17 protein-coding genes and 1 other RNA gene are annotated in these 25,935 nt (G+C 44.2%); 8 read left to right on the top strand and 10 right to left on the bottom strand.

The window, feature by feature from the left end:
• Positions 1-34: 34 nt before the first annotated feature.
• The 3 genes from LU351_RS01615 to serA all read right to left on the bottom strand — a co-directional run bounded on the left by LU351_RS01615 (position 35) and on the right by serA (position 5,501).
• Positions 35-1,432, bottom strand: coding sequence for an HlyD family type I secretion periplasmic adaptor subunit (locus LU351_RS01615; RefSeq protein ID WP_232592258.1), 1,398 nt, complete (start codon positions 1,430-1,432; stop codon positions 35-37).
• Positions 1,429-3,741, bottom strand: a complete 2,313-nt coding sequence (locus LU351_RS01620) for a type I secretion system permease/ATPase (protein ID WP_232592259.1) — start codon at positions 3,739-3,741, stop codon at positions 1,429-1,431. The genes LU351_RS01615 and LU351_RS01620 overlap by 4 nt, the downstream gene beginning before the upstream one ends.
• A gap of 530 nt (positions 3,742-4,271) precedes the next feature.
• The gene (gene serA, locus LU351_RS01625; RefSeq protein ID WP_232592260.1) at positions 4,272-5,501 is read right to left on the bottom strand and encodes a phosphoglycerate dehydrogenase; all 1,230 of its coding nucleotides are present in this window, start codon (positions 5,499-5,501) and stop codon (positions 4,272-4,274) included.
• A 602-nt stretch (positions 5,502-6,103) separates the two neighbouring features.
• On the opposite strand from serA, the gene LU351_RS01630 reads away from it, so the two are divergent.
• The 3 genes from LU351_RS01630 (at position 6,104) to LU351_RS01640 (ending at position 8,297) form a co-directional block, all read left to right on the top strand.
• On the top strand, positions 6,104-7,057 hold the full coding sequence (locus LU351_RS01630; protein ID WP_232592261.1) for an alpha/beta hydrolase: 954 nt from the start codon (positions 6,104-6,106) through the stop codon (positions 7,055-7,057).
• A 242-nt stretch (positions 7,058-7,299) separates the two neighbouring features.
• Positions 7,300-7,614 (top strand): DUF4156 domain-containing protein, encoded by a 315-nt coding sequence (locus LU351_RS01635; RefSeq protein ID WP_232592262.1) that lies wholly within the window; start codon positions 7,300-7,302, stop codon positions 7,612-7,614.
• Between the two features lie 107 nt (positions 7,615-7,721).
• Entirely contained in the window at positions 7,722-8,297 is a 576-nt protein-coding gene (locus LU351_RS01640) for a glutathione S-transferase family protein (RefSeq protein WP_232592263.1), read from the top strand.
• A gap of 136 nt (positions 8,298-8,433) precedes the next feature.
• Here the strand turns inward: LU351_RS01640 and LU351_RS01645 are convergent, their stop codons facing one another.
• From LU351_RS01645 to LU351_RS01660, 4 genes are all read right to left on the bottom strand, one after another.
• Positions 8,434-8,823, bottom strand: coding sequence for a S8 family serine peptidase (locus LU351_RS01645; protein ID WP_232592264.1), 390 nt, complete (start codon positions 8,821-8,823; stop codon positions 8,434-8,436).
• A 15-nt stretch (positions 8,824-8,838) separates the two neighbouring features.
• A complete protein-coding gene (locus LU351_RS01650) occupies positions 8,839-10,860 on the bottom strand; it encodes a S8 family serine peptidase (RefSeq protein WP_232592265.1) in 2,022 nt (673 codons plus the stop codon).
• Positions 10,861-11,556: 696 nt separating this feature from the next.
• Entirely contained in the window at positions 11,557-13,233 is a 1,677-nt protein-coding gene (locus LU351_RS01655; RefSeq protein ID WP_232592266.1) for a PepSY domain-containing protein, read from the bottom strand.
• A gap of 75 nt (positions 13,234-13,308) precedes the next feature.
• Positions 13,309-15,504 (bottom strand): TonB-dependent receptor, encoded by a 2,196-nt coding sequence (locus tag LU351_RS01660; RefSeq protein WP_232592267.1) that lies wholly within the window; start codon positions 15,502-15,504, stop codon positions 13,309-13,311.
• 236 nt (positions 15,505-15,740) lie between these two features.
• Between LU351_RS01660 and LU351_RS01665 the strand changes: the two genes are divergently transcribed.
• Entirely contained in the window at positions 15,741-16,715 is a 975-nt protein-coding gene (locus LU351_RS01665) for a YbgA family protein (protein ID WP_232592268.1), read from the top strand.
• A gap of 16 nt (positions 16,716-16,731) precedes the next feature.
• Positions 16,732-18,270, top strand: a complete 1,539-nt coding sequence (locus tag LU351_RS01670) for a cryptochrome/photolyase family protein (protein ID WP_232592269.1) — start codon at positions 16,732-16,734, stop codon at positions 18,268-18,270.
• Here LU351_RS01670 and rpiA read toward each other — a convergent pair.
• Positions 18,254-18,943, bottom strand: a complete 690-nt coding sequence (gene rpiA / locus LU351_RS01675; RefSeq protein ID WP_232592270.1) for a ribose-5-phosphate isomerase RpiA — start codon at positions 18,941-18,943, stop codon at positions 18,254-18,256. The two genes, LU351_RS01670 and rpiA, sit on opposite strands and share 17 nt — an antisense overlap.
• A 419-nt stretch (positions 18,944-19,362) precedes the next feature.
• On the opposite strand from rpiA, the gene ilvA reads away from it, so the two are divergent.
• The 3 genes from ilvA to LU351_RS01690 all read left to right on the top strand — a co-directional run bounded on the left by ilvA (position 19,363) and on the right by LU351_RS01690 (position 24,421).
• A complete protein-coding gene (gene ilvA / locus LU351_RS01680) occupies positions 19,363-20,898 on the top strand; it encodes a threonine ammonia-lyase, biosynthetic (protein ID WP_232592271.1) in 1,536 nt (511 codons plus the stop codon).
• Positions 20,899-21,482: 584 nt separating this feature from the next.
• On the top strand, positions 21,483-23,888 hold the full coding sequence (locus LU351_RS01685) for a GGDEF/EAL-containing response regulator (protein WP_232592272.1): 2,406 nt from the start codon (positions 21,483-21,485) through the stop codon (positions 23,886-23,888).
• 392 nt (positions 23,889-24,280) lie between these two features.
• Positions 24,281-24,421, top strand: a complete 141-nt coding sequence (locus LU351_RS01690) for a hypothetical protein (RefSeq protein WP_232592273.1) — start codon at positions 24,281-24,283, stop codon at positions 24,419-24,421.
• A gap of 430 nt (positions 24,422-24,851) precedes the next feature.
• Here the strand turns inward: LU351_RS01690 and LU351_RS01695 are convergent, their stop codons facing one another.
• Entirely contained in the window at positions 24,852-25,475 is a 624-nt protein-coding gene (locus LU351_RS01695; RefSeq protein ID WP_232592274.1) for a 5-formyltetrahydrofolate cyclo-ligase, read from the bottom strand.
• A gap of 226 nt (positions 25,476-25,701) precedes the next feature.
• Positions 25,702-25,878, bottom strand: a non-coding RNA gene (gene ssrS, locus LU351_RS01700) — 6S RNA.
• Positions 25,879-25,935: the final 57 nt, after the last annotated feature.

A 25,935-nucleotide genomic window follows, 5' to 3' on the forward strand; every position in this document is an offset into this window, starting at 1 on the left:
ATTTCTACCTCGCGGCAGCAGCCCTTTTACACACTTAGCGTTCACGAATACTTTCACTGCTGGCACGTAATAAGGGTGCCAAGAAAAATTCGATAATACGCCGTTCGCCGGTTTGCATCTCTGCCGTTACGGCCATACCCGGTTGTAAGCGCATTTCTTTTTTATTGACCCACAGGGTATTTTTGGCCATTTTAAGCTGCATTCGATAAATAAGCCCTCGCTGCTCATCAACCGTGGCATCGTCTGATACATTGGTAACTTCTGCATTAATGACTCCGTATTTAGTAAACGGAAAAGTGTGAATTTTTATTTCAGCCGTCATACCTTCTGAGACAAAGCCGATGTCTTTGTTTTCTAAGAAGACTTCTACTTCTAATTGTTCTTCATCAGGAACGATTAACATTAATTGTTGTGCTTCGGTTACGACACCACCCACGGTATTGACCATTAACTCTTGTACTCGACCCGCCGTGGGGGCATAGAGTATTTGTTTGGCATTGGTGTCTTGGGCTTTAGTGAACTCTTCTTCCAATGAGGCAATTTGCCTTTGCAAGTCGGCCATTTCTGTGAACAAAGCGCTGCTGGTTTGCGCACGGTGCAAATTCATTTGCTCGCGCACTTCCGACTCTGACGCCCTCAATTGCTTTAAGCGTTGGCGCTCTGCTGCTAAATCTTGCGCTTGTTGAATCCGTTCTTGCTCGGCCATTAAATAATCGTTTTCAGAAACGAAATCTTGCCCCAGTAAGGTTTCATAGTTAGCTACCCGTTTTTGTGCAATGGGCAAGGTTTGCTCCAGTTTGGTAATGACCTCCTGGGTGGCAGATTGTTCCGCTAGCGTTCGTTGTAATTGACTCTGAAGCGCTTGTGCTTGTGCCTGATATTGTAACCATTGCTGTTGCAATAAGTTTGCATACAGAACGTTATCTTGCTCTGTTGCATTTACTGGCGCGGTTAGCGAATTCGATTTCAGTTCTTTTGTGTCACTCTTAATGGACGAGACCATGGCGGTATTCACCGCTAATCGCCACCGAGCACTGTAAAGCTCAGACGCCAAACGTTGTTTTTCCGCTTGGGTTAAGGTGGTATCTAATTCAATTAGGGGTTGATCTTTTTCAACGTATTGGCCTTCAGACACCAATAACTCACGAATTAGTCCTTTTTCCAACGGTTGCACTTGTTTCACACGAGAGCTAGGAATAATTTTTCCTTCTGCCGAAGCGACAATATTAACCTTACCCAATAAGGCCCAAACAATCGCAATCATTACAACGGTTAAAAGCGACCAAGCCAACCAACGTGCCAAAGGGTTGGGTGGAGCTTCTTGAATCTCCAAGGCGGCGGGCAAAAACTCTGCCAACTCACGGGTATGATTGGCATCACCCAGTGTATCTCGGTTCTGCCACGCCTCTTTTAAGGTTTGCCAAGCACTCATGGTTGACCCTCCTGTTGATTTGGGGCTTTTCGCTCGACCCGAAACGAGACTTTGTCGGAATTGGAAATAACACGAGCTCCGCCTTTGTTCGGGTTTTGGTTTTTAATAGTTTGATTGGGCACACCGGCTTGATAGCGGTGTAATTGTGCGTAGCTCCCCTGTTGTTGCAATAAGGCTTGATGAGACCCTTCCTCGATAATACGGCCTTTATCCATTACGATAATACGATTACACGCCTGCACGGTACTTAGCCTATGCGCAATAATAAATACCGTACGCCCTTGGCAAATTCGGGCCATGTTATCTTGAATTAATCGTTCCGATTCGTAATCCAACGCACTGGTGGCTTCATCAAAAATTAAAATACGAGGGTTATTAATTAATGCACGAGCAATGGCCAAGCGTTGGCGCTGACCACCAGAGAGATTACTGCCTTGTTCACCCACTAAGGTGTCATACCCCTCAGGTAATTCCACAATAAAATCGTGGGCTCCTGCCATTTTGGCAGCGTCAATAACACGCTCCATCGGAATGGATGGATCAACCAGAGCAATGTTTTCACGAATGCTGCGGTTAAACAAAAAGTTTTCTTGCAGCACCACCCCAATTTGGCGCCGAAGCCATGCGGTATCCACCATGGCAAGATCTACCCCATCAACAAGCACTCGACCAGACTCTGGTACATACAAACGCTGTATCAACTTGGTGATGGTGCTTTTGCCGGAACCGGAACGCCCGACAATACCAATGACCTCACCAGGCTGAGCGTGAAGGTTCACGTCTTGCAGGATGACGGAGCCATCGACTCGATAACGGAAAGTCACATGGTCGATAGAAACCGCACCATTCAACGCCGGAAGCTGTGAACGATTAGGGTTAAAACCGGGCTCTCTCGGTGTGTTTAAAATATCCCCAAGGCGAGCTATTGAGATTCCTGCTTGCTGAAAGTCTTGCCACAGTTGCACCAGTTTTAATACCGGCCCACTCACTCGACCAGCTAACATGTTAAAAGCGATAAGTTGGCCCACGGTAATACCGCCTTCAATGACTAAATGTGCCCCCCACCAAATAATGCCGAGCGTCATTAATTTATTAATTAACCCCGCCACTTGGCTAGAAACATTGCCTAAATTTTGGCTACGAAAAGAAGCATGCACATAGCTTGAGAGATGATCTTCCAATTTACGGCGCATTTGTGGCTCTACTGCCATGGATTTAACTGTACCAATACCCGTAATGGATTCCGTTAAAAAGGCGGTATTGGCTGCACCGTGTTTAAATTTTTCATTTAATCGACTCCGTAAAATCGGTGTGATAAATATCGACAAAATCACATAGGCGGGAATGGTGGCTAAGACGATCCAGGTCAGTGCCGGGCTGTAATACCACATTACCCCCAAAAACACGAAGACAAAGAATAAATCGATCACTAACGTGAGTGCGGTGCCAGTAATAAAATTGCGAATGGTATCCAGCTCTCTTACACGGGCGACATTTTGGCCTACTTGTCGCGACTCAAAGTACGCCAACGGCAATGCCAATAGGTGATGAAATAATCGCGAACCCAGCTCAACATCTACCCGATTCGTAGTATGGCTGAAAATATAATTACGAAAACCACCCAAAAATGCCTCAAATACCACCAATACAAAAAAACCAATGGCGAGAACATCCAGCGTGGTAAACCCTCGGTGAACCAGTACTTTGTCCATCACCACTTGGAAAAACAGTGGTGTCACTAACGCGAATATTTGTAAAAAAAAGGACGCAATAATGACCTCTGTAAAAAGCTTTCGGTATTTCACAAGAGAAGGTATAAACCACGAAATATCGAATTTTTGCTGCAAACTCTCACCCAGCCCTTGACGACACGTGAGCAACATAATTTGCCCGCCCCACATCGAATCAAGCTCGTCTTCTGATACGGATCGCGGCGTATTTTCTCGGACATCCTGAATGAGATATGAACGCTGTGTTTTCTCATTCCGTTTATGATTGTTTTTCTCAACGCTATTGTCGTCACCAAACCCGGCATCATCATTGCTGACTTTTTGTTCAGACACTCTCGCAAGAATAAAATAAGAGCCCTCTTTATTTTTAACAATGGCAGGCAAAATGTCGTTTTTACAATCAGATGCCGTCAGCGTCATAATTTTCGCCTTCAGCGTTAACGCTTTTGCCGCTTGTAAAAGCTCAGTATCCGAAAAGACCTCGCCGGGTTTGGCAAATTGATGGGTTAATTGTTCCGGCTCAGCCGGTAATTGATGAAATCGCGCAATAGCGACCAAAGAATGTAAACCAGTATCCATGAATATACATCACACCAACACGACCAAAACAGTGTGTTTAGCCAATAGTGCGTCCTTAGTAGTCAATACGGAGGGAAATTAAATCAATATTTAATGTTGAAATTCGTTAAAAAATAATAATAAAAGTCATATAAACAAACAATAAAAAAGAGGGTAACCACATCAACCTTAAGAAGTCTTTACACTCTTGAGAAATAAAAGTGAAAACCAATGCGTCTTAATGACACTCATCAAAGCCTAAAATTCAATCTTTATTGGCGACTGATATCAATATTATGAAGGTGGATAGATAAATCGTAAGATCGCTCTTGAAAAATGATGCGAAAGAAAGCACCTCAAGAACGAAAGAGATTATACCAAATACTGTTTTTTTATACAGTATTTATGGCGACAGTTTAACGTAAAAAACGCCATTAAATCTTGAGCGATCAACACTGAAAATCGACTGGTCTATTGATCAAAAAAAGCACGCGAGGGGGTGTGGTAAGGCTCATCAGGCCGCTTAACGCCGCCTGATGATGGAAGGCTAATTAGAAGAGAACGCGGGCGCGTATGGTGCCTTCAATTTGCTTGAGTTGCTCAAGGGCAAGGTCACTGTCACCGGAATCTACATCCAGTACCACATAGCCCACTTTTTCATTGGTTTGTAAGTACTGCGAACAAATGTTCAAATTGTTGTCTGAGAATACGCGGTTAATGGCCGTAAGCACACCAGGAATATTTTTGTGGATGTGCAATAAACGATGCGCTTCTCCGTGCTGCGGCAAAGCCACCTCGGGGAAGTTCACTGAGCTGATGGTGGTGCCGTTGTCGGAATATTTCGCCAATTTTTCCGCCACCTCCAAACCGATATTTTCCTGCGCTTCTTGTGTTGAACCACCAATATGCGGGGTTAAGATTGCAGTATCGATGTTACGCAGCGGGCTTAAAAATTCGTCATCGTTACCACGAGGCTCTACTGGGAAAACATCAATTGCCGCACCAGAAAGATGTTTGCTTTCAAGAGAGGCCGCTAACGCTTCGATATCCACAACCGTCCCCCGTGAGGCATTAATCAATACCGCACCGGGTTTCATCTGTGCGAGCTGATCTGCGCCCATCATCATTTTGGTGCTGGGTAATTCCGGCACATGAAGGCTGACAATATCTGCCATGCCCAACAAATCGTTTAAATTACGAATCTGTTGCGCATTCCCCAATGGCAGCTTGGTTACCACATCATAAAACCGGACTTTCATACCCAAGCTTTCCGCCAGCACACTCAGCTGCGTACCAATGGCACCGTAACCAATAATGCCTAGGGTTTTACCACGGACTTCGTAAGAGCCCACGGCGGTTTTCATCCACCCTCCACGGTGACAGACGGCATTCTTTTCTGGAATGCCACGCAGCAATAAGATGGCTTCTGCCAAGACCAATTCGGCCACCGAGCGGGTATTGGAGTACGGCGCATTAAAGACCGCCACACCATGCTCTTGAGCAGCACCCAAGTCCACCTGGTTGGTGCCGATACAAAAACAGCCCACCGCTGTGAGTTTTTCAGCGTGTTCAAAAATACGACGAGTTAACTGAGTACGAGAGCGAATACCGATGAAGTGGGCATCTTTAATGACTTCAATCAGTTTTTCTTCGGGCAATGCCGTTTTGTAGGTATCGATATTGTGATAGCCCGCCTCGTTTAATGTGGCAACAGCGGACGAGTGAATACCTTCTAAGAGTACAATTTTGATTTTGTCTTTATCCAGAGACATTTTGGCCATGTGGCTTACCACCTGCATATTACGTTGTCGGATTGGTGTCGGCAGTCATTCTGTGCAACCTGTCAGGACAAACCCGACGCGTTGCTTACCTAACATTTGGCCAGAAACTGAAAACACAACAGCTTACTCCCCCTGGTTGGTATTGATGCTTTACACCGCTGTGAGTAACACGGCTAAGTCAATCCTGTGGATAACACGACCGAGCAATACCTTTTTTGGCCAATTTTGGCAGCCAATCCGCCCCAGGGCGGCTAAAAATGCGGCGTATCATAGCATACAGATTAGCCGCTCCCATTGTTTTTGCTGGGCGATACACTCTCACCCCCTTCCCCCCTCATAGAATGCTCAGCCAGGCGAAGATGTGGTCTCTTGCGCCGTTTTTTACATACTCGACGCAAGCTTAGGGGCAGCCGTATTCCGTATATCTTAGAGTGGTGATAATGTCTGAAAGTCAGTTTTAAACAAATGATGAAGTGTTGATTCACTGCCATCGCAGACTGCCTGAAACACGTATTATTGAGAAGCAACCAGTGATCAATCTCAGTACCCCACGCTAATGCGTTGCTCGCCATCAGCCATTTGACAGATGTAGGGAGAGAAGAATGTCGGAAGCACTACCGGGGAATCATGCAGGGTTAAATCAGGTGATTCAGCATCTCAGGCTCATCGCCGAAATGACCTTAACGAGCGGAGCACACCCTTTACAGAAGCGCTCTTTGCTAGAAATGTATTTTTCTGCAGCACCACAGATTCTCAACATTGAAGCGAATATCACACCTGAACTTGTGGGTGAGCTGCCATGCGAGTGGGTTTGCGCAGAAGGGGTGGATACCCGCAAGCGCATTCTTTACTTGCACGGAGGTTCTTGGATGGCAGGCTCAGCCATCAGCCACCGGTCACTGACCAGCCGACTTTCGGCGGCAACTGGCTGCGCTGTGTTAAGCCTGAATTATCGTCTGGCGCCAGAATACCCTTTCCCAGCAGGGTTAGAAGACAGTATTCATGGCCTTCAGTGGTTACATACCCATGGCCCAGATGGGGAGTCTCCCTCACACAGTTTATACATTGCCGGAGACTCCGCCGGTGCCAATATTGCCTTGGCCACCCTACTTGCCTTAAAGCAGGGGAATAAAACCATGCCTAATGCCGCCGTGGTCTTTTCTCCTCCCACAGACTTACATTTCAAGCGTGACTTTATCAAAGCCAATGATCACATAGACCCGATACTGTCTGCGGAATTATTACCTTATGTGGCCGCTAATTACGTTCAAGAGCAATCCAATTTTAAAGACCCGTTAGTCTCCCCTATTTATGGCGACTTATCCGACCTTCCCCCCATATTGGTACAAGTGGGTGAAGCCGAAATTTTGCTGGAAGACAGTACCCACTTTGCAGAAGCCGCCACCGCAGCGGGTAGCCCTGTGACATTAAGCCGCTGGCCAAACATGCCCCATGTTTTCCAAGGGTTTGCACCACTTTTACCAGAAGCCACGCAAGCGATTGAGGAAGTGGCTCATTTTCTAAAGGAGCACACCTCTAGCACACATACCGAATAAATCGGTATTTGATTTATTCAACACGGATTGGCTGGGCCACTATTTTTTGCACTGCACTTTCTTGCACTGCACTTTTTTGCACTGCACTTTTTTGCACTGCTCTCTTGAACTGCATTTTTGCACTGCGCTCAAGAAATAGGTCACAATTTCTGTTAAAAAGGACAGCGATTATCAAAAACAACGGTCTGTAAGGCATCACTGACCGTCAGAAATAACCAGCAAAACAAATGAGTAGAATCATCATGAAAACAAAAGTATTAATGATCATTGGGGTAACCGCCATTTGCAGTGCGTGCTCTTGGGTAAAACTCACCCCTGCCGGCAAAGGTGTGGATGTTAGAGTGTCCACCAGTGTGGCCAACTGCAAGCCCATGGGTGACTTAACGGTGTCTGGTGTCGACAATGTTTCCATTTACAAGCGGAATCTTGAAAAAGTCGAAAGCGAGTTAACCACCCAAGCACGTAATGATGCTGCGGTCATGGGCGCCAATGTGATTGTACCGGTTGCGAAACCGTTAGAAGGCCGTCAAAAATTCAAAACCTATCAGTGCCCCTAAGCACAAAAGTCACAACAAACACAATCATCACTCACAAGTTAAAACTGATCGTACTCGGGTTTAACTTGTGATCAATCATCGCTTAGACATTACTCTTTGGAGGTTCCATGTCTATCACGCTTTACGGTTCACTTCCCTCGCCTTACGTACGCCGAATCCGTCTGCTTCTGGAATCTATGGAGTATGAGTTTAAAGCGGTGAACGTTTACGACGACGCAACTCGTGCCGAATTTTCAGACATCAGTCCACTGCGTAAACTGCCGTTTCTGACTGATGGCGATAAAGAAATTTTCGATTCACATGTGATTTCTGAATACGTTCGAAAATTAAAAGGACTTCCAGAAACCACACTGGACGAACACAACCTAATTAGCGCCCTGGATGCCGTCACCGACTCCCTCATTATATTGCTGATGGCACAGCGCTCCGGTTTAGACGCCACCCCTGAAACCTTATTATTCAAACTGCAATTAGAGCGCGTGCCTGTCACATTGCACTGGTTAAATCAACAAGCTCAAGCCGGTGCGTTTACCGAATGGAATTTGGCGACAATTGCCTTAATTTGCATGGTGGACTGGGTCATTTTCCGGGAGCTGTACGACTTAACCCCCTACGAAAATTTACTAACAGCTCGCGCTCAATTTGCCAGTAAAGAAATCGTTAAATCGACCTTTCCTGAGTAACCGTACACACTGCAAACCTGTATTGCCATGTCGTTAAAAGTATAGAGATATAGAGAATAAAAAAACGCCGCTAGAGCGGCGTTTTTTTATGGGTATATTTTGGCAATCTATCGCCAAACTCTTACCATCACCCCTTTTATTTAGGTGTGTTTTTGTTTACTACGACTTCACGCTTTACTTTTTTCACACCGGGGTGCGATTCAAGCTGAGCAATAGCGGCATCCACATTAAAGCCTTTTCGCACTTTAAAGGTAGCTACTTTACGCTTTTTACCAGAAATGAGTTTCAACCCAAGCTCTTTGGCAATGCTTTTTGCGGTACCCTTTTCAGCCAATTTAACTTTCAGTAAACGGGTCTTTTTGTATTGACGCTCTTCAGTACCTGATGCGGCTTCATTCTCCAGCTGTTTGAATTCAGCGGTGGATTCTAGTTCACGAATCAACTCTTGATCTCGCAGTGTTTGAGCGTCTTGGGCTGCAACATTGAATGCGACCAAAGCGGTCATCATACAAACTAATTTTTTCATGAGATATTCCCCTTATTAATGGCCGTAGATACGAACAGACCAATCAACCAATTGACCCAGTGATGTATTGTTTGCAGTGCGTATTTCTTCGAACGGATCGCCATCTGTATCATCACGTCGATAGCCGTAGAACACAAACTCACCAGAGTTAGTGTCTGTTACTTTTAGGGTCCAATTCCCTTGGGCGGCTTCACCATAAAAAGCATTACTTAACAATACAGTGTCGTTGAAGTCGGTTTGTGTTTCTAATGCATCTTGAAGATCTGACTCAACTGGAGTGCCTTGATCTAATACCAACATACTGCGAGGTGTGACTACCATACTACTGGTTCCAGCAGGTGATATTAACTCAACGGCTAAATCCGCATCACGACCATGACGAATACTTAACTTCACTTGCACAGCTTCTACGGTTAAGGCATCGGTTATTGTCAGGGATTGTGAAACACCTTCTGGCCCTTCTGGAATCGTCGCATCACTGCCAGTAAATTCCACAAAATCAGTGATTTGTAGTACTGGGAGTGGTTGGTAATCGTCGGACAACGCCATTTCAACTGCGGCGGTTGCATCGGCACGACCAAACCCATACCAGTTATGGAAATCATACCCTGCTGCATTTTTTAACCAACCGGGTTCAGCGACGAACTCACCCGAGCCTGTTTCAACGGTGATTGGTTCGAAATTTTCACCCACTTTGGTGGCCGTTTTCGCCAAGATATCTTTTGCGTCACGCCAAGTTAAATTAGGGTTAGCATCGAACACCAAAGCAAAGACACCAGACGCGACGGGTGCGGCTGATGAGGTGCCATTGAATGTTGAAGTGTAGTTGCAATCTGGATTATCTGGGTGGGAGCTATCATTAAAGTCGGTGTCTTGCCCATTGCGTGCATAGCCAGAAGCACAACCTTCAATGTCGGTGGTGACCATGGCCGGATTGGCATCGCCAAACTCACCGCCATGGGCAGAAATCCAAACCGAAGAGCCCACCGTGGAATAAGAAGAAATTAAGTCACCCGTTTTATTACCATTTTCATCTTCACTTTCTGCGGCGCTCAATGCAGAAATAGTGGTGTGATAAAAGCTCGCATTAGACGGTTCTGTCGCCGCAATTTGCGCAGGTAAGCTATTTACTTGAGTTTTATTGGAGTCGCGTGAATCCGCTGAAAAGATAAAATCAGGCACGTAGGTAGAGCTGGCTTGACATTGAGGATTCGATGGAACCCAGCTGCACCACCAAGGTAGAGAGCCAGAACTCGCACCTTCAATTTCAAACTTAAATACGCTTGCAACATTTCGTAAATATCGGAAAGAATTACCTGCGGATTTGACAAAGACTATGCCTCGGCCATTGTTTGCGTCAGTAGTAACATCTGCAAGATGATTTTCTTCGGTAAGGTTATCGATACTGTCGAAATTCACTGGCCAAATGGGTGAGAAGCCGTAGCTTTGATTAATAACGAGGGCATCATCGGTAACACCTTCACCACCATGAGTCTCTAACCAGCCTTCAGAACTTTGGTTTTCTAACCAGTTAAACCCCATTAGTTTGGCAAGAGGGGCAACACCGCGTCCGCCTTTCTCGTTAAATCCACGAGCGGCAATTAACCCTGCTACAGAGGTGCCATGGTCACCACCTTCTTCAGAACTTGGAGGCGTAGGGTCCGTTGGGTCGGAAGCGCCATCAACGTAGTTACGTGAGCGACCCGGTAAGATATTACCCTCAAAATCTTCATGATTAATAGCAAGTCCAGAATCCACAACGGCAACGTTTACTGATTCCCCAAGTACACGATAAGTAAAGTGAGCGCCAAAGGTGTTGACGTCGTTACCCTCATCGCCACCATTATCGGCTTCTGCACTTTGGCCTGTATTTTCTAGGTGCCACTGCATAAAGTAGAGTGGATCACTATTCCTGTATTCTTCAGCATCTGAAAATAAATCAGCGTATTTTGGGGTTTCTTGTGCGTTTGCTAACGTTGCCATGCCCATAAGGCAGGCACTAACAAGCGGCAAAAGTTTGCTGTTGTGTTTCATCATGAGTAATACCTCGGTTACATACGAGTAACGAATTACTACGGTGGTAATTCGATTTTACATTGCATCATCCGTCGTCAGATCGGATAACTTTATTTTCAAAGTGGACAAGTGGCTACTGGTGAGACACAAAAAGAAAAACCTATGGAACGCTTTCTTTTTGTACGATTTACTGCGGAGTATTTAAATAAATCCTTTTAGTCATGCTCCTAACATCAAACCCTAAACCCAAATATTCACATATCTTTACTTTTTGTTTAAAACACAATCGATGAAAAATGACATCATCGATGTGATTATTTTTTCGCTTTATTGGTGAATGACTATTCATTCACTGTTTTTGTATTTAGTTTGTTTGCATATGAAACGTGCGTATGAAAATTTACCTCAAAAAAAACTCGTTTTTTTGAAGATAATTTTTTCTGTGAGAACGAAATCAAATTTAATTTGGTTAATGGCGGAGGGTTAAATTTGGGTTTTAATTACCCCCTCAGAATGCATAAGGAGTGCAGAGGGAGTAGATTAAAGGCGACATAGAGACCAAAAAATGGTCATAAAGGGATATATATTCTTTAGAAGAAAAAATACTACGATCGCGCCCTGGAATAAAAATTGGTTATTTCTCTCAATATTCGATTAATTAATCTCCAATCTGTCTTCAATGAATATCTAACTATGATCAACCTGCAATCAACCTGTTTATTGACCCACCCTTGTACATGCCTGGTCATTTTTTACTCTAGCACGCTTTAATCGATACCCTGCAAAGCCAAAAAACATCAACATCAAGAGAAAACCAACAATAGACAAATCTCTTCCCTCTCGGCCTAATAACGGTTTTAACATATTCCATTTATGAAGATATGAAAAACTCCAACGCTCACTTTTTTGAAACCCTTGCGCTTGCATGTGCTCAACCAAAATGCCCGTTGCAGGATCAATAAATAATTTTTCACCAACGTGGCTACCTAGAACTTCCGCCCGCCAAACGGGTAACCGTTTATTTCTGAAATCATAATCTGGGCCAAACCGCGTCACCAAACTCAGGGCGACTTCGTCTGTTGGTGACAACTCAAGGTAACGTCTGGCTTTATCTTCAACAATCTCTTTGTCGGTAACAGCAACATTTTCACCGGTTAAATAATCAAAAAATATCGCACTCTGCTCTAAGCTCTTTCCCTCAAATCGTTGCTGCCGTCTTTGATGATCACTCAAATTTGTTTCGGGGTTATCGGGCGCGATACTGACTCGTAACAACCAGCGCGAATCATAAGCCACCAGCGAAATATTATTTAAGCGTTTGGATGCTAAAAGTGCATTTTCTATAACAGGCTCAAGTTGAGCATTTGTATTAATAGAGTCAGGCGACAATGCCGTCCACCCAACGGGTTGATTTAAGCGAAGGCCAGCTGGCGGTTCTGCGTATTCCATTTGCAGTAAATGAAACAGCGCACTCCCCAAAAAACCCAAGAGGGGAAGGCATACATACCAAGCCATTTTACGATGATAACGCTGAAAGGCATCCTTGTAGACTTTACGTTTTATAGTGATCATCATTACTATTCCGCTTATACAAGCCGCCAATAAGCTCAACAGCAGAATGGTGATAATACCTACTCGCAACAATGGCAATTCATCTAACCAACTCCAAGTATGAAAAACTCTAAAAAAAGTTTGTAAGGCGGTTTTCCAACGATTATTAATGGCGGCCAAGGCATTGGTTTCGGTATGAACGTAAACCGTTAATTGATCAGCACGTTCAAACTCCACCTTATAGACGGGCAATAATCGATTCACCCACGGATAATCTGGCGTAAACTCGTTGATAAAGGTAACGTTTTTTATTGGACTTTGCTCTTGCGTATAATATCGTGCTAGCCATTGCGCATGATATTCGTCGTAATTGGGAGGTAATGTATTTGTATGAAACGCTTTTTTTTCATCAGTGCTATCGAGTGAAAAATAATGGCGAGGGTGGTTATGCTCCGTTGTCAATTGCAGTACGACCCTGTCGTGGGAAGGTAATACTTTAGCTTGTATTAAAGAGGTTAACGGTATGTCTGATGCGAGAGTTGAATCTTCTATGACCGCTTGAGAAAGTATCGTGCTCACCTTTTGCAAATGACGAGATGTCAATTCATGCCCTTGCACCCCAGAAGCTTGCGCTTCTAGAATTTTAGGCGGAAAGGCTTTTTTTGCCTGTGGCCCGGTCCAAACCATGAGAGGGTGAGCCAACGCAGAAAGCACAAACATCACTAATGATAAAAGCGAAACCCAAACCAACATACGATGAACATTAAAAGCCGTTCGAATTGTCGTTGATTTTTTTAATGTTAAAGCTTCTTTAATTGCAATGAATGCCGTCAGATTACTCATCTATGAATACCATTATTATCTGTATTATCTATTATTCTCTGCATGAGAGTGCAAGGGTGTTGAAAAGCTGTTAAATCAAAAAGTGTAGCGAAAACCACCAAAAACGGCGCGAGGCATACCGGGACGATAACTGATGTCTGGGTCACCTACTTGATTAGAGGTGTAGGTGGAATACAATTTGTCGGTTAAATTTTGCACCCGCCCATAGATTTCAAATCGATCATTTAAGGCATATTTTGCTCTAACGTTATAAAGCCCATGCCCACCATATTTCTGTGTATTGGTTTCATCTGTGTAGTATTCCCCCAAATGCTCCCACTCCAACTCTACCCGCACCCCCGGTAATGCTTTGGGGTGATACGCCAATGAAACATTCCCTATTGTTTCTGGCGCTTTACCAACATCATTGCCACTGACGGTAATATTTTGTGGTGGGAAACAACAGACATAAGAAAAATCACGGTATATTTGACGGGTTTTGGTAAACGCCACAGCCAATGCAAGAGATTCTGTAATATTGCCTTTCAATAAAACTTCAATACCCTCATGACGTGTTTCTCCGGCATTAAATCGATTTCTTTCAAAGCCATTCACAACACTGATTAAATCATCGGAAATATCCATACGATAAAGAGCTAATTCATAAAACCATTTTTGTGTTAATGCCCCTCTCATTCCCACTTCATAGCTTTTCGCAGAAATAGGTTCCAGCTCATTGGAATTATTCGTGGTGCCTGAACGGAATAATGTTCCAACCGAAGGAATAGAAAAGGCTTCTCGATAATTTGCATAAACAGAGTGCTCATTCAGCCATTGATACACCAATCCTAATTTAGGACTAATTGCATCAAAGGAAGCCGTTTCATCCTGTGGGCGAAAATGCGTTACTGGCCGGCCTAACTGAGGGATAAAAATTCGATTAGGCACCGTTTCGTCTACGTTGTTTTGATACTCAATGCGAAAATGATCGTATCGAATACCCGCTTGTAAAATAAGCTGCTCTGTTAATTCTGCTTCAATTTGAAGGTAGGGGGATAAAGACGTTTGCTTGGCAGTGTAATCATAATTTTTATGATCTAAACGGGAGAACCCACTAAAAACCGTGCCATCCGTTTCGTAACTCACCGCGAATTCTTCATACTCAGAGGGCGTATAGTCAACATCTACACCCATAATCCATTGGAGGTGTTCATGGCTATCGATACGATACTTCCCTAACATCCCATAAGACTGAAACGTATTTTTCCTTTCATTAGGGTCATAATTCACCATCCATGATGGCGACATAGAGAGTTCATTATTACGATAATAAGGCGTCAACGTGAATAATGTATTTTCTGAATTTTTCCATGAAAACTCTGAAGAGAGTCTTAATGCTTTTACTTCTCGAAATGCGCTATCCCCTTGGAACCCATTTCGTTCTGTATTCTCTCGATAATCCTCTTCTTCTAAACTGGAAATACCGCTTTGATCCACCTCGGTGTAAGAAAATAAACTTTTTACCCGAAAGCCCTCATTCCCACTGACATCCCAACGCCCTGTGAGAGATTCCCTTGTGTATTCAGCGTGATCACGAAAACCATCGTTGTCTGTGGTATTGAAATTAACATGGATACCGTGTGTGAGTGCGCCGATATCTTGAGTGGTGCCTACCGACAATAACCCTCGTTGCCAACCGTAACTGCCTGCCTCAAGATTAACTTTCGTTTCCGTCTGCTGTGGTGGCTTTTTACTCACAGAGTTAATAATTCCACCAATGGCATCACTGCCATATAAAGCGGAACCAGGCCCTTTCGTCACTTCCAATTGCCCACTTTGAGGAATATTCACTTCATATAAAGCATTATGATTAAAAAAACCCGTGGGGCGCACAGGAACACCGTCTTCAAGATATAAATATACCCCTCTGGTGGTAATGGGTTGCCGAATTGCCGTCATGTGCCCTTCCCCTCCTAAATTATTCACATGCACACCAGCGGCACGATTTAAAATTTCACTCGGGTGCGAAGGGGATACGGCTTGTATATCCGATTCATTAAACGCCTGAACAGATTCTGGGATATCCATTTTACGCTTTTCTTCACGCGTCGCGGTCACAATCACGGTTTCAAGTTCCGATATACCTGAGTGGGCTAAGTGAATATTATTTTGACGAATTCCTTCTTCATTTATCTCAACCGTCGCCTGTTCACTGTCAGATGCCTGTACTCCCAAAGGAAAAATAAAAGACATAGAAGCCAAAAAAAGGGATACAGACAATTGATTGCTCATAAACAATACTCAAGTAAGAAAAATGTTTTAATTAATATTAATTGTATCGCTATCGGTTTTTTCCTTATATGAGTCAAAGTGTCACACCCCTCATGCAGAGTGCCTTCTACAAAGAGCCTCTATAAAAGCGCTTCTAATAAAGAAGAAAGCACTGATCCACCTCTTCCTCCCCTTGCGTATCCGTAGGCTATGATAAATATTGGTATTGTCGACACACTTGAGGAGTCGATTTCATAATGACACTAGAACCTAAAATCCCTGTCGGCATCAGTGCCTGCGTTTTGGGCCAAGAAGTTCGCTACAACGGTGGCCATAAGCGTTCACGCTACTGCACGGATGTACTCAGTGATGTGTTCGATTATCGGCCCTATTGTCCAGAAGTCGCGATTGGGTTGGGTATTCCTCGGCCCACTATTCGTCTGGTCGGTGACCCACAGCGCCCAAGAGTAGTCGGCAGTGAAGACGACTCATTGGACGTCACCGATAAAATTTACGCTTACAGCGAAGATACCTCGAAAAAACTCAGCGATTTATGCGGGTATATTTTTATTAAAAACTCCCCCAGTTGTGGAGCCTTTAAAGTAAAGGTGTACAACGATGACAAAACCAGTAACAGCTATGGCTACCCGCAACAAGAACCGGGCACCGGTGTCTTTGCGCATCATGTAATGAAAAACAACCCTCTTTTACCCGTAGAAGAAGAGGGGCGCTTAAATGATCCTCCTTTACGGGAAAACTTCATTTTGCGCGTGTTTGCGTTGTACCACTGGAAGCACGAAGTCGAGAATCAACTATCTGCAAAAACCTTGGTGGACTTTCATAGCCGCTATAAATACACCTTAATGGCACAATCTCAGAAGGCATACCGCTCTTTAGGGCAATTGGTGGCAAACCATGAAAAGCGCCCGGTAGAAGACGTCGCTGACGATTATATCCATCAGTTTATGACGGCAATGCAAAAACCCGCCTCTCGTAAAAATCACTGTAATACCCTTTATCACATTCTGGGGTATTTAAAACGTACGGTAGAAAGCGAAATTCGCCACGACCTTATTGATGTGATTGATCAATACCGTCTCGGTAGTGTGCACCTTGCCGTGCCAGTGACAATGCTGAAACACTATGTGAATCGATACGGTAATGATTACATTCGTCATCAAGCCTACTTAGACCCCTACCCACTCGAACTTGGGTTACGTAACCAGATTTAATCTACTTCGCCCCTCTATGACTGAACGCCAAATTCTTGAGCAACACGCTCAACAACACCTTGTTTGGTTGCGCAATGACTTACGCACCCAAGACAACCCCGCACTGTACGAAGCCTCTCAACAAGGCCATGTCATTGCCGTGTTTGTGATTACCCATAAGCAATGGGAAAGTCACCATGACAGTCACACCAAACTGTCGTTGATCTATCAACGATTGAAGGTACTTCAAGAGGAATTAGGTTCGCTTGGTATCCCATTGAAAGTGATTGAGGCAAAACAGTATTCCCATATCCCACAAGCGCTATTGGAATTGGGAAAATCGTTGAGCATCTCTGGGCTTTGGTTTAATAACGAATACCCACTGAATGAGTCTCGCAGGGATAGGGCTGTTGAAAAACACTTTGTTGCTGAAGGGTTATCCGTACATCGCTTTCACGGTGATGTGATTTTTCCACCCGGCAGTGTGCTTACTGGCCAAAACGAGATGTTTCAAGTCTTCACGCCATTTGCCCGGCGCTGGCGGCAGCTTTTCCGACAAGGTTTCAGCAAACACGGTTTATCACCGTACCCCAAACCCAAGCGACAAAAGTCAGATATTCTTCTCAATAACATTCCCCACGATGATATCCCTCCTTTTGGAGAGCCACTGAAAGAATCGCAAGGAAGGTCTCATGAAAAGTCACATGATGAGTCATATCGACAGTCGTATCGAGACGACCTCTGGCCCGCCAATAGCCAGGCTATTCACCGCAAACTGACCGCGTTTGCCCAAAAGCGACTCGAACGATACGGCGAAGATCGTGATATGCCCTCACTCCCCGGCACCAGCACACTGTCTCCTTATTTGACGATTGGTGCTCTGGGGATTCGAGAATGCCTGGCGGCTGCCGAAAAAAGCGCAGCCAAACAACCTGGCTCAAATACCACATTATTAGACGAGTGGTTAGACTGCACCTGGGTTACAGAACTGATTTGGCGAGAATTTTATCGACACATTATGGCGGCCCACCCCAAAATAAGTTGGGGAAAATGCTTTCGCCCGGCGGGTGATAATGTCCGTTGGGACGATAACGAGAAGGCTTTTCAAGCATGGTGCGAAGGTAATACTGGCTTTCCTATTGTGGATGCCGGTATGCGTCAGTTAAAACAGACGGGCTGGATGCACAATCGCGTTCGCATGATTACCGCCGCCTTTCTTGCCAAACTCACCTTAGTAGACTGGCACAAAGGTGAGGCGTTTTTTATGCAGCATTTGATCGATGGGGATTTCGCCAGTAACAATGGCGGTTGGCAATGGTCAGCATCGGTCGGAGCGGACGCCGCCCCGTATTTTCGGATCTTCAACCCCTACCGGCAAGCCGAACGCTTTGACCCAGAAGGGGAATACGTGCGCCGTTTTGTGCCAGAACTACAATCCCTCCCGGCGAAACAAATACACAAACCCTCCCTGGAGCAATGCCGCCAACTGGGTTACCCAGACCCCATCATTGATTACAGCCAAGCACGCAAAAGAGCATTGGCTGTGTTAGAGGCCGCCTTTAAGCACGGGCAGTAAAGGTTTTTACGCCGTTTTCAGTGCCTAACAGCAAGACATCCGCCGGGCGGTCAGCGAATAAGCCATTGGTGACAACACCCACAATGCCATTAATGGCACGTTCCAAACTTTTGGGGTTGTGGATATGCAAACCATGGACATCCAAAATATGATTGCCGTTATCCGTCACAACCCCATCACGATAAACTGGGTCTCCGCCAAGCTTCACCAACTCACGGGCAACGTGGGCACGAGCCATTGGGATCACTTCCACAGGAAGAGGAAACGCACCCAATGTATCAACCCATTTACTCTCATCCGCAATGCAGACAAATTCATCTGCCACAGCCGTAATGATTTTTTCACGGGTTAATGCCGCACCACCGCCCTTAATTAATTCCAACTGAGCATTGGTTTCATCAGCCCCATCCACATACACCGCAACATTATCCACCGCATTCAGGTCATACACACTGATACCATGACCTTTCAACTGCTCGGCTGAAGCCTCAGAACTGGCAACAGTGCCATCAAATAACCCTTTTAAAGGAGCCAATAAATCGATAAAAAACGCTGCAGTTGAGCCAGTGCCGATACCCACAATGGTATCTGGCTCTAACTTTGGCTTAATGTAATCGATGGCGGCCTGAGCTACGGCCAATTTCAAGCGATCTTGCGGGGACAGGTCTGACATGATTTCTCCAAGTCGATCAAATGCGTCGATAATAAATTCAATGCTCCTTACTGCTATGCCTATTAACTACTAGGTCTATTAACTACCATGTCTATTAACTACCATGTCTATTATTAGGAGCAATTTTCTTGATATAGGAATAATAGAAATCCATATCACCTCTAACAAGAGGTTTGCATTATAACGGCCTATAATGACAAATAGAGCTTTTCTATTTAAATCCTATGCTTTGGAAGCCATAACGTTTTAACGTGCTTGGAATATCAAAGTGCATAGCGTTTCAAAAAAGCAGATATTAAAGTCGTAAACGTTAATGTACGTACTTTTTAAATAAATCAAAACTAGGCAGATAAGTGCGAAATGACTTCCTGTTGGGCTTACAGTAGTATGATTGCTCCAAAACCAGAAGTTGCCTGAACATGCCCGACTCTTACATAAAACGCATCTTAGACGCCCGCATCTACGACCTTGCGGTCGAAACCCCACTAGACAACACACAACTGCTTTCCGAACGATTCAGTAACTCCATTTATCTGAAACGGGAAGACCTACAACCGGTGTTTTCATTCAAAATTCGCGGTGCCTACAATAAATTACTGCAACTGCCAAAAGAAGCACTTGAGCGTGGAGTAATTGCCGCCTCTGCGGGTAACCATGCTCAAGGGCTGGCCTTAAGTGCGAAACACCTGGGCATTCAAGCCACCATCGTGATGCCACAAACCACACCGGCTATTAAAGTGGATGCCGTACGTGCTCGTGGTGCCAACGTAGTATTAGTTGGCGACGCCTTTGACGAAGCCGCCGCTCATGCCAAGCAATTGGAAAAAGAGCATAACCTTACCTTTATTCACCCTTACGACGACCCCGATGTGATTGCTGGGCAAGGCACTGTCGCGATGGAAATTCTGCGACAACACCCACAACACATTGACGCTATTTTTGTCCCTGTAGGTGGTGGCGGACTTGCTGCGGGAGTAAGTGCTTACATAAAATACGTGCGACCAGACATTAAAATTTTCGCCGTCGAGCCCGAAGATGCGGCCTGTTTAAAATATGCACTTGAGCACGATTGCCCGAAAAAGCTCAAAGAGGTCGGCATCTTTGCCGATGGGGTTGCGGTAGCCCAAATTGGGGACGAAACATTTCGAGTATTACGTGAAACCATCGATGGTGTCATCACAGCGAACACGGATGAGATTTGCGCCGCCATTAAAGATATCTTTGAAGACACTCGCTCTATTGCTGAGCCCGCAGGCGCCATTGCTTTAGCTGGTCTGAAAAAATACGTACAAGAACACAAGCTGAAAGGGCAAACACTGATCGCCATCGACAGCGGTGCCAATACCAATTTTGATCGCCTGCGTTATATTTCTGAGCGCACCGAAATTGGTGAAAAACGCGAGGCCATTATTGCTGTTACTATCCCGGAAGAGCCGGGCAGTTACATGCGTTTCTGCCAAGATCTCGGCAAACGAAACATTACCGAATTTAACTATCGCTATGCCGGTGAAGGACCTGCACATATTTTTGTGGGGATTCAGGTTTCCGCACACGGTAATGATCGTGCCCAATTGATGGGGGAACTCAAAGAGAAAGGCTATAACGCCGTAGACTTAACCGAAAATGAAATGGCAAAACTGCACATTCGCCACATGGTGGGTGGACGACTACCCTATACTGCCGAAACAGCGACTACCGTCAAAGAGCATCTTTTTCGATTTGAATTTCCCGAGCGCCCTGGTGCATTAATAAAATTTTTAAACCACATGGGTAATCGTTGGAATATCTCTATGTTTCACTATCGCAATCATGGCAGCGCTCAGGCGAGAATCTTACTGGGTATGCAGATTCCAACGGGTGAGATTACCGAGGTGATTGCGTTTTTAGAAGCCTTAGACAGTTACCGTTATTGGGATGAAACCAATAATCCAGCCTACCAACTGTTTTTATCTTAATTTACCTTACGAATAGAGTCTTATGACTCTATTCACTTTATTCTACTCCATTGCCACTCTTACGGTCATTGCTACAAGCCATACACCCATCATCGTAGAAATGATGACAAGGAATCATCCATCCCGACGTTAGACTTTGGTCGCTATCGACTTTAGTAGAAAATGGATTTCTTTGGTACACAAGTTATGTTTCACTTGCTAAATTCTCAATCAACCTTAATTTTTATGCCTATTTAGCGTTATAGAAAAACAGGTTTAGATGGAGTACAACGTAATTTCTTAACTCTTAAAAAGAGTGATACAAATGAAAGATTAAAGTATCTATACTCACTATAAGCCACACGCTCCACCCTTTGATTTTTCATCAAAAAAAAATATCAGTTTATCAGAAATTATTTAATTGCTATACATTACCCAGGTTATCATCATGGGCATAAATAGAGTCATGGGTACTCATAGTGTCGTGAATACTCATAAAATTATAGATTACCGATTCACAGGCTAAGACCAAACCATGCGCATCAAAGAATTTCACCCGTGAAATTGAATATGATTATTCATACTTTGATTAAAGAGTTCGCCCTATGGATGCTATGCCAAATACAAACATTTTAAACAATAAGCGATTTTTGGTAGTTGACACTAACAGAGATTGCGGAAAAAAAATTGGCGCCATCATACAAAAATTTGGCGGTGAGTTGTCTGCGACCGCAAATGATGATGAAGATGCTGTCCGTCAAATCCACTACAACGCGCTGGATATGGTATTGATAGACGTAGAACTCAATTCTGATGAACGAGGAATACGCGTCGCAAAGGTAATAAGCAAGTGTACTAATATTCCTATTGTGTTCATGGCAAAGCAGGATGAACACAGAGAAAATGAGCGAGAAAAAATTGCGGCACCCTATGGCATCATCTTTAAGCCCATCTCAGAAAAGGACTTCTTATTTACTGTCGACATTGCTTTTCTACGACATGCTATTGAGCAAAAAAGCAGACAAACAGAATATCAATTACAAAAACTGATCGATACCATAAAAACGCCCGGCCCAACCAACACAAATTTTTTCAAGTTTCATGGCATAGAAAGCTTTATTGAAAAGAAAGGTGAATCGACGCAAATCACTCCCAATACCTTTTACCAGCTCTGTTCCCAACCTGAACATACACTGCGAAAGAAGCTCGACCAAAGCATCCCCTTTGACTGCACTATCGCACCATTTAAAAATCAACCTGGCAGGCATGTTCTATTAAAGGGCATTCAAAAACGGCATGGAACGATTTACATCAATGCAGTGGTGGATATCCAAAGCAAAGGCACGGAATTTTCTGAAAATACGCTACTTCACGGTATTTTAAATATCGCCTCAGATGGCATCGTTATTACCGACAAACAAGGCACAATTACCTGCACAAACAACGTATTTTCAAATTTACTGGGGTATCCAGCCAACGCATTAATTGGGCAACCTCTGGCCGCCACCCTAACCCACCAACGAGCTTCCGATATTTCGTTTTCAGAACTATTACAATCGACCTCGTCTTGTCGTAAGGAAGTCACCCTGCAAAACAGCAGTGGCAATCACTTTTGCTGCACTTATTCGTTCTCCGAGCTTGATAAAAAAAATGATGACTATTATTACGCGGCCATCTTTACTGACATCTCCTCTCTAAAAGAAGCCCATCGCCAATTACATTACCTCGCTTATACAGATCCGCTTACGGGGGTGATGAACCGGCATGGATTAACGCAGTTTCTAGACCAGAATTCACATCAAGAAATAACGGTTATTTTTATTGATGTGAATAAATTTAAATTAATCAATGATCGGTACGGCCATCATGTAGGCGACGAGGTATTGATTGAAATTGCTCAAAGGGTTTCACAAAATATTCGTGAAAAGGATTACCTTTATCGTATTGGGGGTGATGAATTCGTGATCGTCGTCAATAACCCTAACCACACCAAAACGCTCGTTGATAAACTCACCGCCCTGTTTGACCTTGAATTCGAAACCAGTGCAACCCGGCTGACCGTCACCGCCAGTATCGGTATTGCAACTTCTGATCGCCTTTCCAGTACTCAAGATTTACTAAAACACGCTGATACTGCGATGTATCATGCCAAAAGTTATCAACAAGAAAACATCTGCTTTTACAACGATGATTTACGCAGTGATATTTCGATCAGACAATATTTAGAAGAATCGATACGACGAGGATTAGTTGATAAAGAGTTCACCACCTACTTACAACCAATTGTGGACGACGAAGAACATGTGATAGGTATTGAGGCCCTGTGCCGCTGGCGAGGGAATGGTGAAGAAATTATCGCACCAGATCGCTTTATTCCTGTAGCCGAAGAGGCACATTTGATAGACGCCATTGGGCAGCACGTCTTTCGTGAGGCTTGCATTGCACGCAGTATTCTTGAAGCGAAAGGGTACAAAGATTTACCCGTTCACATTAATGTCTCACCAGAACAACTGCATAAACCTGATTTTTTTAAATTCTGCAAAGACACCATTGACGATATCGAAATTGAGAGCAATCAAGTGGTACTCGAAGTCCGCGAAGCAGCCATCCTTCATCATGACTGCCGAAAACAACTCGCGCGCTTTATTCTTGCTGGGTTTAAAATTGCAATTGACGATTTTGGTGCGGGTTACACTCAGTTACAATCCATCAAATCTTTTGACTACCATATCGTTAAAATAGACCGGTCACTGCTCCCCAAATCGGGAAGAGATATTCGCGGACAAATCTTACTCCAACATACGCTCGGGCTTTGTAAGGCCTTGGGCATGAAGGTAATCGTTGAAGGAATCGAAACCCCCGCGCAAGTTCAATTGATGCGCCAACTCAACTTCGATGGCTTACAAGGCTTTTATTATGCTAAGCCTATGCACTTGATTGATCTATTGAAATACATGGATGTCCCTGCTATGCCCACTGGGCTTGTCAATACCATTTCAGCCCATCACTAAGTTATCCACACCCTCCCCCCCCCCTCCTCACTCACCGAGAGAATCAAGGAACAAATGCGCCACCTTAGTGAGAAGATGATCAAATTGAGCCAATATAATGCACGTAGACAAGACGACGAAAGTTTGCCACCTTTCCATTAGAATGATTTGCTATCGATCTTAAAGCATTCTCATATACAAGGTTTTAGAGGTAAGCTACCACTTACTCTCAATGTGAAGGTGATCACAAAAGGAAGGCCCGCCAGTTGCAGCAATGCTGTCTTATCGCAAAGATGACAATTCTGCGATTTGTCATGTCAACTTCTTGGCGGACGAAAACAAATTAGGTATAAAGCTTGCTCTCACCGATTACCACAACCATTACAATGTGAGATAACCGTAAGGACATTCATATGAAAAATGATGTACTTACCTTGGCTGCAATTGTGTTTTTTGTTGGTGTACTTGTCAGCAGCGTTGGTGTTAAAAGCGTCTTTCACAACGAAGGAGATACGCCTCCAGCACAGCTACAACAAGGCATTGCTTGGCAGTGAAGCTATTAATCGGTCATGGTAGACCTCAATAAAAAGCCATAAGCATGTTTTCACGGAAACTATGCTGGCCGAGGTAACAATAAATAAGTTAAGAGAAACTCAGTTAAGAGAAACTCAGTTAAGAGAAACTCAGTTAAGAGAAACATAGACAGTTTGTCATAGTGGTCTGTCTTAGCGATAACAAGCTTACCGCTATCACTAAAAATCCGGTGGTAATGTAATCTTTGCTATCGAGTACAAATTGAACTTTAAACCTTAACTGGCATTAAAGTAGAAATATTATTAAGGCGACGTGATTATCGCGACAAGAAATCATTACAATGCCGCTTGTCGTCTTAATCATCTATTCAAACAGTGCCATTCAAAAGCCAATGATTCTGTTGGCTTTTTTATTTCCTACTTTATTACTCCCCTTACTTACACAATTTTATTACAAAACATTATTACAAAGTGCAGCGAACGACTCTGTCACAATCCCCTCCATCGCCACATCCCAGTCATCAGACGGCAACCTCGTAGAGGCCTGGCAAGAATGCGCAACACCAATTAAAGCGGGTGTTGAAAAAGGCGACAAATAAGTATTTGTTTTACTTTTCCTATACGCAAACGCCCGATCATAAAAGCCGCCTCCCATTCCCAACCGTCCTCCAAAATGGTCAAAGGAGACCAACGGCATCAGCACCATATTTAAACACCACACCGGAATTCGACGACTGAAGCGGCGATCAGGCTCTAATATTCCAAATCGATTGGGGCGCAAAGGCATACCTTGACGATATTCATAGAATTGCATACGAGGTGATACCCGCTTCGTTCCATCACCAATTACAGGCAAATAGCAACGCTTCCCAAGACGCTGAGCAAAATCCATAGCGTAGGTTAAATCCACCTCTCCATCGCTCGCCCAATAAAAACCAATGTGTTGGCTAAATAAAAAACAAGATTGAGTAGACAATTGCGACATGACACCAAATGCAGCCTGATCTTGCTGTTCAGGCGTTAAAGCACGACGCGCAGCTCGCATTTGTCGTCGGATTTCATTTTTCTCTTTCATTCAGTATCACCGCTATGGCCTGTTATGGATGGATAACTGACCTTGCATAAAGGCAATTTATCAACCTGAAAGTGATTTTAAGTCAAGAAGCCATCATCGGCCTATTAATGCAAGAACACAGCTATGAAGAAAAAAATGAACAATGAGTTACTCAAAACAATCGTGAAAAGAATATGAGCAAAGTAGAAAAAGGAAGAATGTGCGCACCTGCACAAAAATACGGATAAGGTATCCCGGCGACGCCGCTGTCAACTTGGCCTTGAACCGTAGGGTTCAAGGGGAGGTGGCTGAAATGCATTAGGCTTTCCGTCTCGCGGACCTGCACACCAACATTTGCGAGTCACTTCCGGGGTATACATTATCGGCTCGAGGACTTGTCAACTGGCAAACGCCTCAGGATGGCAACAGTATACCCCAACACGGCGTTGCTAAAAATATTGTACTTCTCTCCATTTTGCGA

It is taken from the genome of Marinibactrum halimedae (assembly GCF_021234875.1).
GTDB lineage: Bacteria > Pseudomonadota > Gammaproteobacteria > Pseudomonadales > Cellvibrionaceae > Marinibactrum > Marinibactrum halimedae.